14 protein-coding genes and 1 pseudogene are annotated in these 12,077 nt (G+C 69.1%); 13 read left to right on the forward strand and 2 right to left on the reverse strand.

Annotation, left to right across the window (positions count from 1 at the left end; genetic code table 11):
- The 4 genes and pseudogenes from KF737_RS12880 to KF737_RS12895 form a co-directional block, all read left to right on the forward strand.
- Positions 1 to 700: pseudogene (locus KF737_RS12880) on the forward strand (hypothetical protein); the annotation flags it as partial.
- 38 nt (positions 701 to 738) lie between these two features.
- Positions 739 to 1,392, forward strand: coding sequence for a 5'-methylthioadenosine/S-adenosylhomocysteine nucleosidase (locus tag KF737_RS12885; RefSeq protein WP_296455218.1), 654 nt, complete (start codon positions 739 to 741; stop codon positions 1,390 to 1,392).
- Positions 1,389 to 2,948, forward strand: coding sequence for a glutamine-hydrolyzing GMP synthase (guaA, locus tag KF737_RS12890; protein WP_296455221.1), 1,560 nt, complete (start codon positions 1,389 to 1,391; stop codon positions 2,946 to 2,948). The genes KF737_RS12885 and guaA overlap by 4 nt, the downstream gene beginning before the upstream one ends.
- A gap of 289 nt (positions 2,949 to 3,237) precedes the next feature.
- Positions 3,238 to 4,491: a tyrosine-type recombinase/integrase gene (locus KF737_RS12895; RefSeq protein WP_137722007.1), complete on the forward strand. Its 1,254-nt coding sequence runs from the start codon at positions 3,238 to 3,240 to the stop codon at positions 4,489 to 4,491.
- On the opposite strand, the gene KF737_RS12900 is transcribed toward KF737_RS12895, so the two are convergent.
- Positions 4,448 to 4,738: an AlpA family transcriptional regulator gene (locus KF737_RS12900; RefSeq protein ID WP_137722006.1), complete on the reverse strand. Its 291-nt coding sequence runs from the start codon at positions 4,736 to 4,738 to the stop codon at positions 4,448 to 4,450. The two genes, KF737_RS12895 and KF737_RS12900, sit on opposite strands and share 44 nt — an antisense overlap.
- 136 nt (positions 4,739 to 4,874) lie before the next feature.
- Between KF737_RS12900 and KF737_RS12905 the strand changes: the two genes are divergently transcribed.
- From KF737_RS12905 to arsH, 5 genes are read left to right on the forward strand one after another with little or no spacing between them, the layout of a single operon-like run.
- The gene (locus KF737_RS12905; protein WP_296455227.1) at positions 4,875 to 5,210 is read left to right on the forward strand and encodes a helix-turn-helix transcriptional regulator; all 336 of its coding nucleotides are present in this window, start codon (positions 4,875 to 4,877) and stop codon (positions 5,208 to 5,210) included.
- 7 nt (positions 5,211 to 5,217) lie between these two features.
- Complete coding sequence (gene arsC, locus KF737_RS12910; protein WP_137722004.1) at positions 5,218 to 5,643, forward strand: arsenate reductase (glutaredoxin); 426 nt, start codon at positions 5,218 to 5,220, stop codon at positions 5,641 to 5,643.
- Positions 5,640 to 6,719, forward strand: coding sequence for an ACR3 family arsenite efflux transporter (gene arsB / locus KF737_RS12915; RefSeq protein ID WP_137722003.1), 1,080 nt, complete (start codon positions 5,640 to 5,642; stop codon positions 6,717 to 6,719). The genes arsC and arsB overlap by 4 nt, the downstream gene beginning before the upstream one ends.
- A complete protein-coding gene (locus tag KF737_RS12920) occupies positions 6,719 to 7,135 on the forward strand; it encodes a GNAT family N-acetyltransferase (RefSeq protein WP_137722002.1) in 417 nt (138 codons plus the stop codon). The genes arsB and KF737_RS12920 overlap by 1 nt, the downstream gene beginning before the upstream one ends.
- Positions 7,135 to 7,902: an arsenical resistance protein ArsH gene (gene arsH, locus KF737_RS12925; RefSeq protein ID WP_137722001.1), complete on the forward strand. Its 768-nt coding sequence runs from the start codon at positions 7,135 to 7,137 to the stop codon at positions 7,900 to 7,902. Before KF737_RS12920 ends, arsH begins: the two co-directional genes overlap by 1 nt.
- A gap of 12 nt (positions 7,903 to 7,914) precedes the next feature.
- Here arsH and KF737_RS12930 read toward each other — a convergent pair whose 3' ends face one another.
- On the reverse strand, positions 7,915 to 8,340 hold the full coding sequence (locus KF737_RS12930) for a helix-turn-helix domain-containing protein (RefSeq protein WP_137722000.1): 426 nt from the start codon (positions 8,338 to 8,340) through the stop codon (positions 7,915 to 7,917).
- A gap of 54 nt (positions 8,341 to 8,394) precedes the next feature.
- On the opposite strand from KF737_RS12930, the gene KF737_RS12935 reads away from it, so the two are divergent.
- The 4 genes from KF737_RS12935 to KF737_RS12950 all read left to right on the forward strand — a co-directional run bounded on the left by KF737_RS12935 (position 8,395) and on the right by KF737_RS12950 (position 12,067).
- Positions 8,395 to 9,072: a cation transporter gene (locus tag KF737_RS12935; RefSeq protein ID WP_296166054.1), complete on the forward strand. Its 678-nt coding sequence runs from the start codon at positions 8,395 to 8,397 to the stop codon at positions 9,070 to 9,072.
- 142 nt (positions 9,073 to 9,214) lie between these two features.
- Positions 9,215 to 9,556, forward strand: coding sequence for a hypothetical protein (locus KF737_RS12940; RefSeq protein ID WP_168189988.1), 342 nt, complete (start codon positions 9,215 to 9,217; stop codon positions 9,554 to 9,556).
- Between the two features lie 58 nt (positions 9,557 to 9,614).
- Positions 9,615 to 10,868 (forward strand): TolC family protein, encoded by a 1,254-nt coding sequence (locus KF737_RS12945; RefSeq protein WP_296455242.1) that lies wholly within the window; start codon positions 9,615 to 9,617, stop codon positions 10,866 to 10,868.
- Positions 10,868 to 12,067, forward strand: a complete 1,200-nt coding sequence (locus KF737_RS12950; RefSeq protein WP_296455245.1) for an efflux RND transporter periplasmic adaptor subunit — start codon at positions 10,868 to 10,870, stop codon at positions 12,065 to 12,067. Before KF737_RS12945 ends, KF737_RS12950 begins: the two co-directional genes overlap by 1 nt.
- Positions 12,068 to 12,077 lie beyond the last annotated feature (10 nt).

The following is a 12,077-nucleotide window of genomic DNA, read 5'->3' on the forward strand; positions in this document are numbered from 1 at the left end:
TGGGGGGGCTGTCGGCGGCCTTGGCGATCCTCAGCCGGACTCGCGGTCGGGACCCCCTCATCCGAGCGGCTCCGCCGCCCACCTTCTCCCCCGAGGGGAGAAGGGGCGGTTGATCGCATCCGACGTCGTGCAGAAGCGGCTGGACGCCATCCGGCCCCGGCTGGCGCGCGCGGGGGTCGAGGCGGAGCTTCGCCTGCTGGGTCAGAACGGCGGGGGGATGGAAGACCTGAACGGCGCCGCCGACCTGGTCTTCGTCGATGCGCCGTGCAGCGGTTCGGGCACATGGCGACGCCGGCCCGAGGACGCCTGGCGCCTGACGGCCGAGGAGGTGGCGCGGCTGCATGGGTTGCAGGTTCGGATCCTGGGCCAGGCGGCCAAGCTGGTGCGGCCGGGCGGGCGGCTGATCTATGTCACCTGTTCGATGCTGGCGGCCGAGAACGAGGCCAGCGCCGACGCCTTCGAGGCGGCGCATCCGGAGTTCCGGCCCGTGGCTATGTTCGCTCCTCCCCCCTCGGGGGAGGGGGACCATCCGAAGGATGGTGGAGGGGGCTGGTCCGGGCTGCGGAGTCTGGGGTTGGCCCCCTCCACCGCTTCGCGGTCCCCCTCCCCCGATGGGGGAGGAGTGCGCCGCCTGCGCCTGTCGCCGGCATCGACGAACACCGACGGCTTCTTCGCCGCCCTTTATGAGCGGTCGGCATGAGGCTGGAACGCTATGGTGATGTCGTTGTCCTGCCGGTCATGGCGGCGCCGGCGGAATATGGGGAGCATCTGCGGGCGCGCATCGACCCCCTGATGACCGGCATCGGCCCGGTCGAGGCGGCGGTGTCCCTGACCGCCGCCCTGGCCCGGCTGGAGGCGAAAGGGCAGACGCCGGACCTGATCGTCTCGCTGGGGTCGTGCGGGTCGCCGACGCTGGAGCATGCGGCGGTCTATCAGGCGTCGTCGGTGGCCTATCGCGACATGGACGCCAGCCCGCTGGGGTTTGCGAAAGGGATCACGCCGCTGCTGGACCTGCCGGCCGTCCTGACCCTGCCGTGCCCCATCGCCGGCGTGCCCTGCGCGCGCCTGTCGACCGGGGCTGATGTGGTGTCCGGCGCCGCCTATGACGCCATCGACGCCGATATGGTGGACATGGAGACCTGGGCCCTGTTGCGCGCGGCCCAGACGTTCGGCGTCCCCCTCATCGCCCTGCGCGGCGTGTCGGACGGCAAGGCCGAGCTGAAGGTTCTGAGCGACTGGACCGGGACCCTGCATCTGGTCGATGCGAACCTGGCGGCGGCGCTGGATCGGCTGAAGGACGGCCTGCAGTCGCAGGGTCTGAGCCTGCTTGAAATGACGGCCGGTCCCGGCCAAGACCCCGCCCAATCCCCTGTTTCGGAAGCGATCCCATGACCACCGCCGCCCACCAGAAGGTGCTGATCGTCGATTTCGGCAGTCAGGTGACCCAGCTGATCGCGCGGCGGCTGCGCGAGGCGGGGGTCTATTGCGAGATCCATCCGTTCGACAAGGCGGGGGCGGCCCTGGCGGCGATGAAGCCCCAGGCCATCATCCTGTCGGGCGGACCGGCCTCGACGACGGAGCCGCAAAGCCCGCGCGCCGACGCCGCCCTGTTCGAGGCGGGGGTGCCGGTTCTGGGCATCTGCTACGGCCAGCAAGCGATCTGCGCCCAGCTGGGCGGCAAGGTGGAAAGCGGCCACCACCGCGAGTTCGGTCGCGCCGAGATCGCCGTCCAGAAGGACAGCCCCCTGTTCGCGGGCCTGGCCGGGGTGGGCGAGGGCGAGCCTGTGTGGATGAGCCACGGCGACCGCGTCACCGCCATTCCCCCCGGCTTCGAGGTCATCGCCACCTCCGAGGGCGCCCCCTTCGCCGCCATCGCCGATGAGGGCCGGAAAATCTATGGGGTCCAGTTCCACCCGGAGGTGATGCACACCCCGCGCGGGACGGTCATTCTGAAGAACTTCACCCACCGGATCGCGGGCCTGACCGGCGACTGGACCATGGCCGCCTATCGCGACGAGCAGATCGAGAAGATCCGCGCCCAGGTCGGATCGGGCAAGGTGATCTGCGGCCTGTCGGGCGGGGTCGATAGTTCGGTGGCGGCGGTCCTGATCCACGAGGCCATCGGGGACCAGCTGACCTGCGTCTTCGTGGACACCGGCCTGTTGAGGAAGGACGAGGCGAAACAGGTCACGACCCTGTTCAGGGAGCACTACAACATCCCGCTGATCCATGTGGACGCCTCGGCGGAATTCCTGGGCGCCCTGGCCGGCGTCTCGGACCCCGAGACCAAGCGCAAGACCATCGGCAAGATCTTCATCGACGTGTTCGACCGTGAGGCGAACAGGATCGAGGGCGCCGAATTCCTGGCCCAGGGCACGCTGTATCCCGATGTGATCGAGAGCGTCTCGGCCTCGGGCGGCCCCAGCGCGGTGATCAAGAGCCACCATAATGTCGGCGGCCTGCCCGACTATATGAAGCTGAAACTGGTCGAACCCCTGCGTGAACTGTTCAAGGACGAGGTGCGGGCGCTCGGCCGCGAACTGGGCCTGACCGACGCCTTCGTGGGCCGCCACCCCTTCCCGGGGCCGGGTCTGGCCATCCGCATTCCGGGCGAGATCACGCCCGACGCCGTGGCGACCCTGCAGGAAGCGGACGCCATCTATCTGGACGAGATCCGCAAGGCGGGCCTGTATGACGAGATCTGGCAGGCGTTCGCGGTGCTGCTGCCGGTCAAGACGGTGGGGGTGATGGGCGACGCCCGCACCTATGAGAAGGTTCTGGCCCTGCGCGCCGTCACCTCGACCGACGGCATGACGGCCGACTTCTTCCAGTTCCCCTGGGACGTCCTGGCCCGCACGGCGACGCGGATCATCAACGAGGTGCGCGGCGTCAACCGCGTCGTCTATGACGTGACGTCCAAGCCGCCGGGAACCATCGAGTGGGAATAATTTGAGGCCTTCTGAAAGTTTCCAGATCGCTTCCGAAACCCTCACCAAAACACTGACTTGTAAGAAAAATGTTCTCGCAGTCTCTCGATACCTTTCGAGGGGCTGCGTACGGCTGTGTCGGTCGGTCTGACGGTCCCGTCGCCGTTGCCTCACGAGACTCCGCTCCATACCGTCAGAGGGCCAGAAGGGTCCTGACGGTCTTTTCTTGGGCCAAGTTGCTGACTTGTCTAAGAAAAATGATCCCGAAAGACCCCGAAAGCGCCTGACGGTCTTTTGGAGTCAAAACGGCATGCTAACCGACGCCGCATTGCGAAATATTCGCCCGAAATCAAAGTCTTATAAAATGACCGACAGGGACGGTCTGTATCTGCTCATCTCACCGAAGGGCGGCATCGCGTTCAAGTACGACTACCGCTTCAACGGGCGGCGCGAGTCGGTGACCCTTGGCGCCTACGGGCCGGCCGGCATGTCGCTGGCCAAGGCCCGTGAGAAGGTCCTCGACGCAAAGCGCATGATCGCGGAAGGCGTCTCGCCGGCTTTGGAGAAGCAGCGGGCCAAGCGGCGGCTGAAAGAGGCCCGGAGCTTCGGCCACGTCGCCCAGCGATGGATGGACCACGCGCCCATGGCGGACAGTACCCGCAACATGCGGCGGTCCATCTTCAAACGGGAGGTTCTGCCCCACTGGGAGAACCGGTTGCTGAACGAGATCACGCCCGGCGACCTGAGAGCCCACTGCCAGACGATCGTCGAGCGCGGCGCGCCGGCGACGGCGATCCACGTCCGCGACATCGTCAAACAGATCTACGCCTTCGCCATCCTGCACGGAGAGAAGATCGACAATCCGGCGGACGGGGTCGGCCCAGCCTCGATCGCCACCTTCCGCCCGCGGGACCGTGCGCTGTCGCCGACGGAGATCCGGATCATGCTGGGGCTGCTCGGCGAGGTGGCGACGCTGCCGACCATCCGCCTCGGCCTGAAGTTCATCCTGTTGAGCATGGTCCGCAAGAGCGAGCTCCAAGACGGCGTCTGGAGCGAGGTCGATTTCGAGAACGCCGTCTGGTCGATCCCGAAGGAGCGGATGAAGCGGTCCCGGCCGCACAACGTCTACCTCTCGACCCAGATGCTCGACATCCTGATCGCGCTGAAGACCTGCGCCGGAAACTCCCGCTACATCCTGCCGTCCCGCTACGACGCCGACGCCCCGATGTCGCGGGCCACCTTCAATCGGGTGACCAGCGCCATCGCCGAGCGCGCCCGGGAGCGCGATCTGCCCTTGGAGCCGTTCACGGTCCACGACCTGCGCCGGACCGCCTCGACCCTGCTGCACGAGATGGGTTTCAACTCGGACTGGATCGAGAAGGGCCTCGCCCACGAGGAGCGGTCTTCGCGCGGAGTCTACAACAAGGCCGAGTTCGAGACGCAGCGGCGTCACATGGCGCAGCAGTGGTCGGACGCGGTCGACGCTTGGGAGGCCGGGCGGGCGTTCACGCCCGTGCTCGTCATCCCGGAAACAGCCGGTCCTCGCTTCGATCCCCGGCTCTGACCGGCCGTGAGATCCGCTTGCGGACGTCAGGCGCGGGAGCCCGCTTGATCGGCTTGGCGCGGCGCAGCACCAGCCAGGCCTCGATCTCGGCCAGGTCCCAGACGACGCATCGGGGCGTCAGCAGGAACCGCCTCGGGAACTGGCCGCGCTGTTCCATCTCCCAGATGGTGCTGTCGGCCAACGGCACCATCTGACGGAGCTGCGGCTTCTTGATCGTGCGCCTCAGCGGCGGGTCGGCCTGGGCCATCGGACATCTCCACATTGCTGTGGGGAATCGAACTCGAAAGACTGCGGAAGGCCTAGCCGCAACCTCCCCACCGTAGGCTTGCGGCGCGAACGGGCGAGGGGCTTGAACATTTCCATAATTCGACTATCTCGGAACTATGGAAACCGAAGCCTCGATTCTCGCTCTCGCCGCCTTGGCGCAATCGACGCGGCTGGAGGCGTTTCGTCTCCTCGTGCGTCACGAACCCGACGGTCTGCCGGCCGGTGACATCTCCAACCACCTGGCGACTCCGGCCAACACCCTGTCGTCTCATCTCGGCGTCCTGACCCGTGCGGGTCTGATCAAGTCGGAGCGGCGCAGCCGTTCGATCATCTATCGAGCCGACCTGGACCGGTTTCGCGACCTGGTCCTGTTCCTGCTCAAGGACTGCTGCGGGGGCAGGGCGGACCTCTGCGAGCCCTTGCTGGCCGAACTCGCGCCCTGCTGCCCCTGAGGATCCCGTGGACATCGTCATCTATCACAACCCCGCCTGCGGGACGTCGCGCAACGCCCTCGAGCTGATCCGCCACGTGGGCGTGGAGCCTCACGTCATCGAGTATCTGAAATCCCCGCCGTCGCGCGCCATGATCGCCTGGCTGGCCGAGCGCACCGGCGCGACGCTTCGGGGCCTGCTGCGCGAGAAGGGCACGCCCTTCGCCGAACTGGGTCTCGAGAATCCCGCCCTGACGGATGACCAGTTGCTCGATGCGATCGAGGCCCATCCGATCCTGCTCAACCGTCCGATCGTGGTCAGCCCCCTTGCGGTCCGCCTGTGCCGCCCGTCGGAGGCCGTGCTGGACCTGCTGCCGGCCGAGAACCTGAAGCCCTTCACCAAGGAAGACGGGGAGGTCGTAATCGACGCGGACGGCCAGCGGGTGGCGAGATGACCGACGCGCCCGCCGCTCCGCCGCGCCGCCTGTCGTTCCTCGACCGCTGGCTGACGGTATGGATCTTCGCCGCCATGGCGCTGGGCGTCCTGCTCGGAACCGTGGTGCCGGGCCTGCCCGCCTGGGTCGACAGCCTGTCGGTCGGGACCACCAACATCCCGATCGCCATCGGCCTGATCCTGATGATGTACCCGCCGCTGGCCAAGGTCCGCTACGAGGCCCTGCCGCGCGTGTTCGCCGACAAGCGGGTGCTGGCTCTGTCCCTGATCCAGAACTGGGTTCTCGGTCCGGTGCTGATGTTCGCCCTGGCGGTGATCTTCCTGCGCGATCAGCCGGAGTACATGACCGGCGTGATCCTGATCGGCCTGGCGCGCTGCATCGCCATGGTGCTGGTCTGGAACCAGCTGGCGCGCGGCGACAACCAGTATGTGGCCGGTCTCGTGGCCTTCAACTCGATCTTCCAGATCCTGTTCTTCAGCCTCTACGCCTGGGTCTTCCTCACCGTCCTGCCGCCGTTGTTCGGCCTGCAGGGCAGCGTGGTGGACGTCAGCGTCTGGACCATCGCCGGAGCCGTGCTGGTCTATCTCGGCGTGCCGTTCCTGGCGGGGTTCCTGACCCGCCGCAGTTTGATCGCCCGCAAGGGCGCCGACTGGTACGAGCGCCGCTTCCTGCCGCGAATCGGGCCGATCACCCTGATCGCGCTGCTCTGCACCATCGTGGCCATGTTCAGCCTCAAGGGCGGAGAGGTCGTGGCCCTGCCGCTCGACGCCCTGCGCATCGCCATTCCCCTGACGATCTACTTCCTCGTCATGTTCGTCGTCAGCTTCCTGATGGGCAAGCTGATCGAGGCCGACTACCCGCGCACCACGGCCTTGGCCTTGACCGCGGCCTCGAACAATTTCGAGCTGGCCATCGCGGTCGCCATCGCGGCGTTCGGCCTGGCCTCGCCGGTCGCCTTCGCCGCCGTCATCGGCCCGCTGGTGGAGGTGCCGGTGCTGATCCTGCTGGTGTCGGTCGCCCTCTGGATGGGCCGGCGCTGGTTCCCGGACACCGTCCCGCCGGCGGACGCCGGGTGATGGTGGTCATGTATCTGATCGAGCCGACCGACGCCGGCCTGATCGCCGCGCTGCGGGCCGAAGGCCTGCCCGCGCCCGACGCCGGCCGCTACTTCAGCGCCGATCACTGCGGCGCCGTCGTCGGCTACGTCGGACTGGAAGGGGAGGGGCGCGACCTGTTGCTGCGTTCCCTGGTCGTCCTCGCCGACCGGAAGGCGCGCGGCCTGGGAGCCCGGGTGCTGGCCGCCGCGGAGATCGTCGCCGGCGACCTGGGTGCCGCAAGCCTGCATCTGCTCACCACGACGGCCGAGCCCTTCTTCGCCCGGAAGGGCTATCGGGCGGCGAACCGCGAGACGGCGCCGGAGACGATCCGGCGGACCCGCGAGTTCGCGGGGCTCTGCCCGGCGTCGGCGGCCTATCTGACCAAGGACCTCTGATGACCTTCACCCGCCTGCGAGCGCTGCCCGATCCGGATCATCTGCCGGCCCTGGACAAGACCTATCTCGCGGTCGATCCGGCCCGCGGTCTGGGGCCGCACGACCCTCCGCCCCGGATCCTGCTCCTGTACGGTTCGCTGCGCGAACGGTCCTATTCGCGCTTCTGCGTCGAGGAGGCGGCTCGCCTGCTGCAGTGGATGGGCTGCGAAACCCGCATCTTCGATCCGTCGGACCTGCCCCTTCCGGGGTCGCCCGGCGACGACGACCACCCGGCGGTGCGCGAACTGCGCCAGCACGCCCTGTGGTCCGAGGGCATGGTCTGGTGCAGTCCGGAGCGGCACGGCCAGGTCTCGGGCCTGATGAAGCTGCAGATCGACCATCTGCCCCTGAGCATGGGCGGCGTGCGCCCGACCCAGGGCCGGACCCTGGCCGTCATGCAGGTCTCCGGCGGGTCGCAGAGCTTCAACGCCATCAACACCCTGCGGCTGCTCGGTCGCTGGATGCGGATGATCACCATCCCCAACCAATCGAGCGTGGCCAAGGCCTTCCAGGAGTTCGACGACGCCGGGCGGATGAAGCCGTCCGCCTACTACGAGCGCATCGTCGACGTGATGGAGGAGCTGGTCCGCTTCACGATCCTGACCCGGCCTCACGCCGCCCGGCTGGTCGACCGCTATTCCGAGCGCAAGGCGGCCGGGGTTCCGATCGACGCCGCGGACGATCTCTCGTCTATCGCGATTGCGCCCCAATCCCGACCAAACGCCTGACTGTCGGTCTGCCTAGTGTCGGCAGTCGCGGTCCTGAAGGACTTCGATGACCTTGCAGGCCGAGACTCGCCCGCCGGCACAGTCGGTGGTCATCCGTGAAAGTTCAGTCTGAAGCGCCTGTAACTGCCGAATCTTCTCCGTGATATCGGCCAGGTGCCGTTCCGCGATGGCGTTTGCGTCACTGCAGGTGCGGTCGGGGTGATCGGCAAGGTCGAGGAGCGAGCGGATAGCGTCCAGGTCGAAGCCCAACTGGCGGGCGTGCCGGATAAAGCCGAGCCGGCGCAGTGCGGGTTCGTCGTAGAGCCGACGATCGCTGGCGGTACGCGGCGGCTCGGGCAGGAGCCCGGCCTGCTCGTAGAAGCGGATGGTCGGCACCTTCACGCCGGTCGCGGCGGAGAGCTTGCCGATGGTCAGATGCGGAGCGGAAGGGAGCGTCATCGGCTGAAAATAGGCGCTTGATCCTCTAGTGACTAGAGGATGTAGACCGAGGTCATGGACCAGACCGAAACCTCCTGCCGCCCGACCTCCGGCTGCTGTGGTCATGACGTGAAGTTCGACGGCGCCACGCCGGCCTATCGCCGCGTGCTGGTGGCCGTGATTGCCATCAACCTCGTCGGCTTCGTCGCGGTGTTGGCCGGCAGCGTCGCGCAGGGGTCGGCCGCGCTCGCCGCCAATGCGCTCGACTTCCTCGCCGACAGCGTCACCTACGCCGTCAGCCTCTGGGTCATCGGGCGATCGATGCGCCTGCGCGCGGGAGCGGCGCTCGCCAAGAGCGCCAGCCTGGTCGTGCTGGGGCTGTCTGTCCTCGGCTTCGCAGTCTGGCGGGCCATGACCGGGGCAGCGCCGGAGGGCTTCGTGATCACGGGCCTGGGTCTGTTCGGCTTCGCCGCCAACCTGGTCGCCGCCGCCTTGCTGCTGCGCTTCAGGGACGGAGACGCCAATGTTCGATCGGTCTGGCTCTGTACGCGCAACGACCTGGCCCACAGCCTCGGTGTCGCCGCGGCGGGCGGTCTGGTCTGGCTGACGGGATCGCGCTGGCCGGATCTCGCCGCCGGCGCCCTGCTGGCCTTCATCTTCCTGCAATCCGCCTGGTCGATCACCCAACAGGCGCTGGTCGAGACCCGCGAGGCCGCTCGCTCGTCCGCCGCCCTGCCTGGAGCGGGCGCTTGATCCGCCGGGCTCGATCAGGCGTGACCGGTCGTCGCAGCAGGGCGGGCCGGAGCGCCTGCCCGTCGCGCAAGGCCGGGGTCGCCGGAGCAGCGTACTGTGTAACAGATTGCCGATACGGGCGAACGAAAGTATGCAGCCGCCGATGACCTGGTCGATGGTGACATGGGCGAAGTTGATTCTGGCGGTGACCTTCGTCGCCGCCGCCTTCTTCGTCGCGCCCATCGCTGACGCAGCGACCTGCCAGCCCGAACCGCCCGCCGCCCACGCGCTGGTCGATCACGATCCGGCCGAAGGCGACCACACCGGCGGCAAGGACCACGGCATCTGCTCGCACGGCCATTGCCATCATACCGCCGCCGCTCGCACGACGGTCGGCGAGGACCTGCCTCTGCAAGCCTTCGACCGGCCGCTCCACGCCTTGCCCCTGAGCGATCTCTTCGGCTCCATCGCGCCCGACGGACTGAAACGCCCTCCCAGAGCCTGACACGACGACCGCGCTTCCGCGCGGGCTCTCTCGTGTCACTCCCTCTGGAAGATGAATCATGCCTGCCTCATATCGCCGGCCGCCGCGTTTCGCGGTCGGCTGCGCGCTCGCCGCTATCGCGGCTGTGCTGGCCAGCCCCGCGTGGGCTGACCCTGCGCCTTCGTTCGCCGAGCTCCTCGCCCGGCTAGACCAGACCCCGGCCACCCTGGAAGCCGGCGCGCTTCTGGACGCCGCTGAAGCCCGGGCGCGCCAGGCGCGTGTCCGCCCCAACCCGACCCTCGCCCTCGACGCCGAGAACGCGTTCGGGAGCGGGCCCTTCTCTGGCTACGGCAATGCCGAGACCACGCTCTCGATCACTCAGAATCTTGAGCTCTGGGGTCGACGCACGGCTCGCATCAACGCGGCCCGCGCCGATGCCGGGACCGCCTCGCTCCGACGAGACCTGGCCGTGGTCGACGCCGCCGGACGGTTGGCGCTGGTCTACGCCGACGCCGAGGCGGCCGAGCGTCGCGCGACCTTGGCCGAGGAGAGCCTGAGCCTCACCCTCGCCGACGCCCGCGCGGCCCTGGTGCTGGTGGAGGAGGGGCGCGAGCCGCTTCTGCGCGGCATCCAGGGCGAGAGCGAAGCCGCCGCCGCGCGCGCCGGTCTCGACGAAGCCATCGCCGAACGGGACGCGGCCTTCGCCCGGCTCACGGCGGTGGCCATGCTCGCCGAGCCGGTGACGACGATCGACGTCAGCTTGCTGGACCTCGCGCCAGCGACCGCCCTTTCGCCGACGGACCAGACGCCGACCGTGCGCGTGGCCGAGGCTGAGCGCTCGGCCGCCGAAAGCCGCATCGCGGTCGAACGCACCCGGTCGCGACCGGACGTCAGCGCCAGCGTCGGACTTCGCCGCTACGAGGCGGAAGACGCGACGGCGCTGACCTTCGGCCTCAGCCTGCCCCTGCCGCTGTTCGATCGGAACCGCGGCAACATCGAAGCCGCCCAGGCGGACTTCAGGGCGGCCGACGCCCGGCTGATGACCGCCCGTCAGGAAGCCCAGGCGGACCGGGCCGCAGCACAGGCGCGCCTCCGCGCCTCGGTGAGCCGCGTCAACGCCGCCGACGCCGGGGTGACCTCCGCCGAAGAAGCCTACCGCCTCTCGCGGATCGGCTTCGAGGCGGGCCGGATCTCGCAGCTCGAGCTTCGCGCGACCCGTACCGCCCTGGTCAACGCCAGAACCGCCGCCGTGGACGCCCGCCTCGCCCGGGTCCGCGCGGAAATCGATCTCGCGCGCCAGGACGGCCGCGCCCCCTTCCAAGGAGCCCAATGATGCGCAAGCGCACTTCCAACAAGACCTTGTTGATCGGCGGGGTCGCCGCCCTCGTCATCCTCGGGGCCGAGGGTCTTTACCTCGCCATGGGGCGGTCGGATCCGCCCGCCGCCGAAGGCGCGGCGGCTGAAGGCGAAGCCGGTCACGCCGAAGAGGAGGGCGGTAACGCCGAAGGCGAGGCCGAAGCGCCCGAGGGCTTCGTCGCTCTCAGCGCCGCCCAGGCCCAGGCCGCCAATCTGGTCGTCGTCGGCGTCGGTAGGGGCGGGGGCGCCGAGACCCGGCTCTCCGGTCGCGTCGAGCCCATGATCGACGCCCGTGCCGCCGTCGCCGCGTCCGTCGGCGGACGGGTGGAACGGGTGCTGGTGGCGCCCGGCCAGTCCGTTCGGATCGGCCAGCCCCTGGCCAGCCTCGTGAGCGGCGACGCGGCCACCTTCCGCGCCGACGCGGATGCGGCCGCGGCCCAGTCCGAAGTCGCGCGCCAGGCCTATCAGCGCAACAGCAACCTCGCCGACCAGGGCGTCGTCGCCCGGCAAGAGGTCGAGGCGTCCCGGGCGCAGCTGCTGAGCGCCGAGGCGGCGGCCCGAGCGGCCAGCGCGCGGTCGAGCGCGGCCGGATCGCCCAACGCCGCCGGACGGCTGAGCGTGAACAGCCCGATCGCCGGCGTGGTCACCAGCGTTCAGGTCGGCCCGGGCGGATTCGTCCCGCAGGGCGGCGTGATCGCCGAGGTGACCAACCCCGCCCGCGTCGAACTCGTGTTCAACGCGCCGCCGCACCTTGCGGCGCTCGTCCGCGCGGGATCGACCTTGCGGGTCTCCAGCCCCGCGGGCGATTTCGACGCCGTCGTCACCGGCGTCGCCGCCGGGGCCGGCGCGGAAAGCGGCGCCACCGTGATCCGGGCGCGCCCGACGGGAGCGACCCTGCCGCCGGCCGGCTCCGCCGTTACCGGCGCGATCGTGACGGGTGAAGCCGCCGGCGGCCTGACCGTGCCGACGGAAGCCATCCAGACCGTCGACGGCGCCAGCGTCGTCTTCCTCCAGGTCCCGAACGGCTTCCAGCTCCGTCCGGTGCTCGTCGGTCGCCAGGCCGGGGGACGCACGGAGATCCTGCGCGGCCTCGACGGGTCCGAGCGGGTCGCCGGAACCAACGCCTTCCTCCTCAAAGCCGAACTCGCCAAGGGCGAGGCCGAGCACGGCCACTAGGGGGGCGCGC

This window comes from Phenylobacterium sp. (genome assembly GCF_019636135.1).
GTDB lineage: Bacteria > Pseudomonadota > Alphaproteobacteria > Caulobacterales > Caulobacteraceae > Phenylobacterium.

Excerpts from the sequence above, each read along its gene's own strand:
- KF737_RS12885 (WP_296455218.1), top strand. The coding sequence starts at position 739 with ATGGCGGCGCCGGCGGAATATGGGGAGCATCTGCGGGCGCGCATCGAC.
- guaA (WP_296455221.1), top strand. The coding sequence starts at position 1,389 with ATGACCACCGCCGCCCACCAGAAGGTGCTGATCGTCGATTTCGGCAGT.
- KF737_RS12895 (WP_137722007.1), top strand. The coding sequence starts at position 3,238 with ATGCTAACCGACGCCGCATTGCGAAATATTCGCCCGAAATCAAAGTCT.
- KF737_RS12900 (WP_137722006.1), bottom strand. The coding sequence starts at position 4,738 with ATGGCCCAGGCCGACCCGCCGCTGAGGCGCACGATCAAGAAGCCGCAG.
- KF737_RS12905 (WP_296455227.1), top strand. The coding sequence starts at position 4,875 with ATGGAAACCGAAGCCTCGATTCTCGCTCTCGCCGCCTTGGCGCAATCG.
- arsB (WP_137722003.1), top strand. The coding sequence starts at position 5,640 with ATGACCGACGCGCCCGCCGCTCCGCCGCGCCGCCTGTCGTTCCTCGAC.
- KF737_RS12920 (WP_137722002.1), top strand. The coding sequence starts at position 6,719 with ATGGTGGTCATGTATCTGATCGAGCCGACCGACGCCGGCCTGATCGCC.
- arsH (WP_137722001.1), top strand. The coding sequence starts at position 7,135 with ATGACCTTCACCCGCCTGCGAGCGCTGCCCGATCCGGATCATCTGCCG.
- KF737_RS12930 (WP_137722000.1), bottom strand. The coding sequence starts at position 8,340 with ATGACGCTCCCTTCCGCTCCGCATCTGACCATCGGCAAGCTCTCCGCC.
- KF737_RS12935 (WP_296166054.1), top strand. The coding sequence starts at position 8,395 with ATGGACCAGACCGAAACCTCCTGCCGCCCGACCTCCGGCTGCTGTGGT.
- KF737_RS12940 (WP_168189988.1), top strand. The coding sequence starts at position 9,215 with ATGACCTGGTCGATGGTGACATGGGCGAAGTTGATTCTGGCGGTGACC.
- KF737_RS12945 (WP_296455242.1), top strand. The coding sequence starts at position 9,615 with ATGCCTGCCTCATATCGCCGGCCGCCGCGTTTCGCGGTCGGCTGCGCG.
- KF737_RS12950 (WP_296455245.1), top strand. The coding sequence starts at position 10,868 with ATGCGCAAGCGCACTTCCAACAAGACCTTGTTGATCGGCGGGGTCGCC.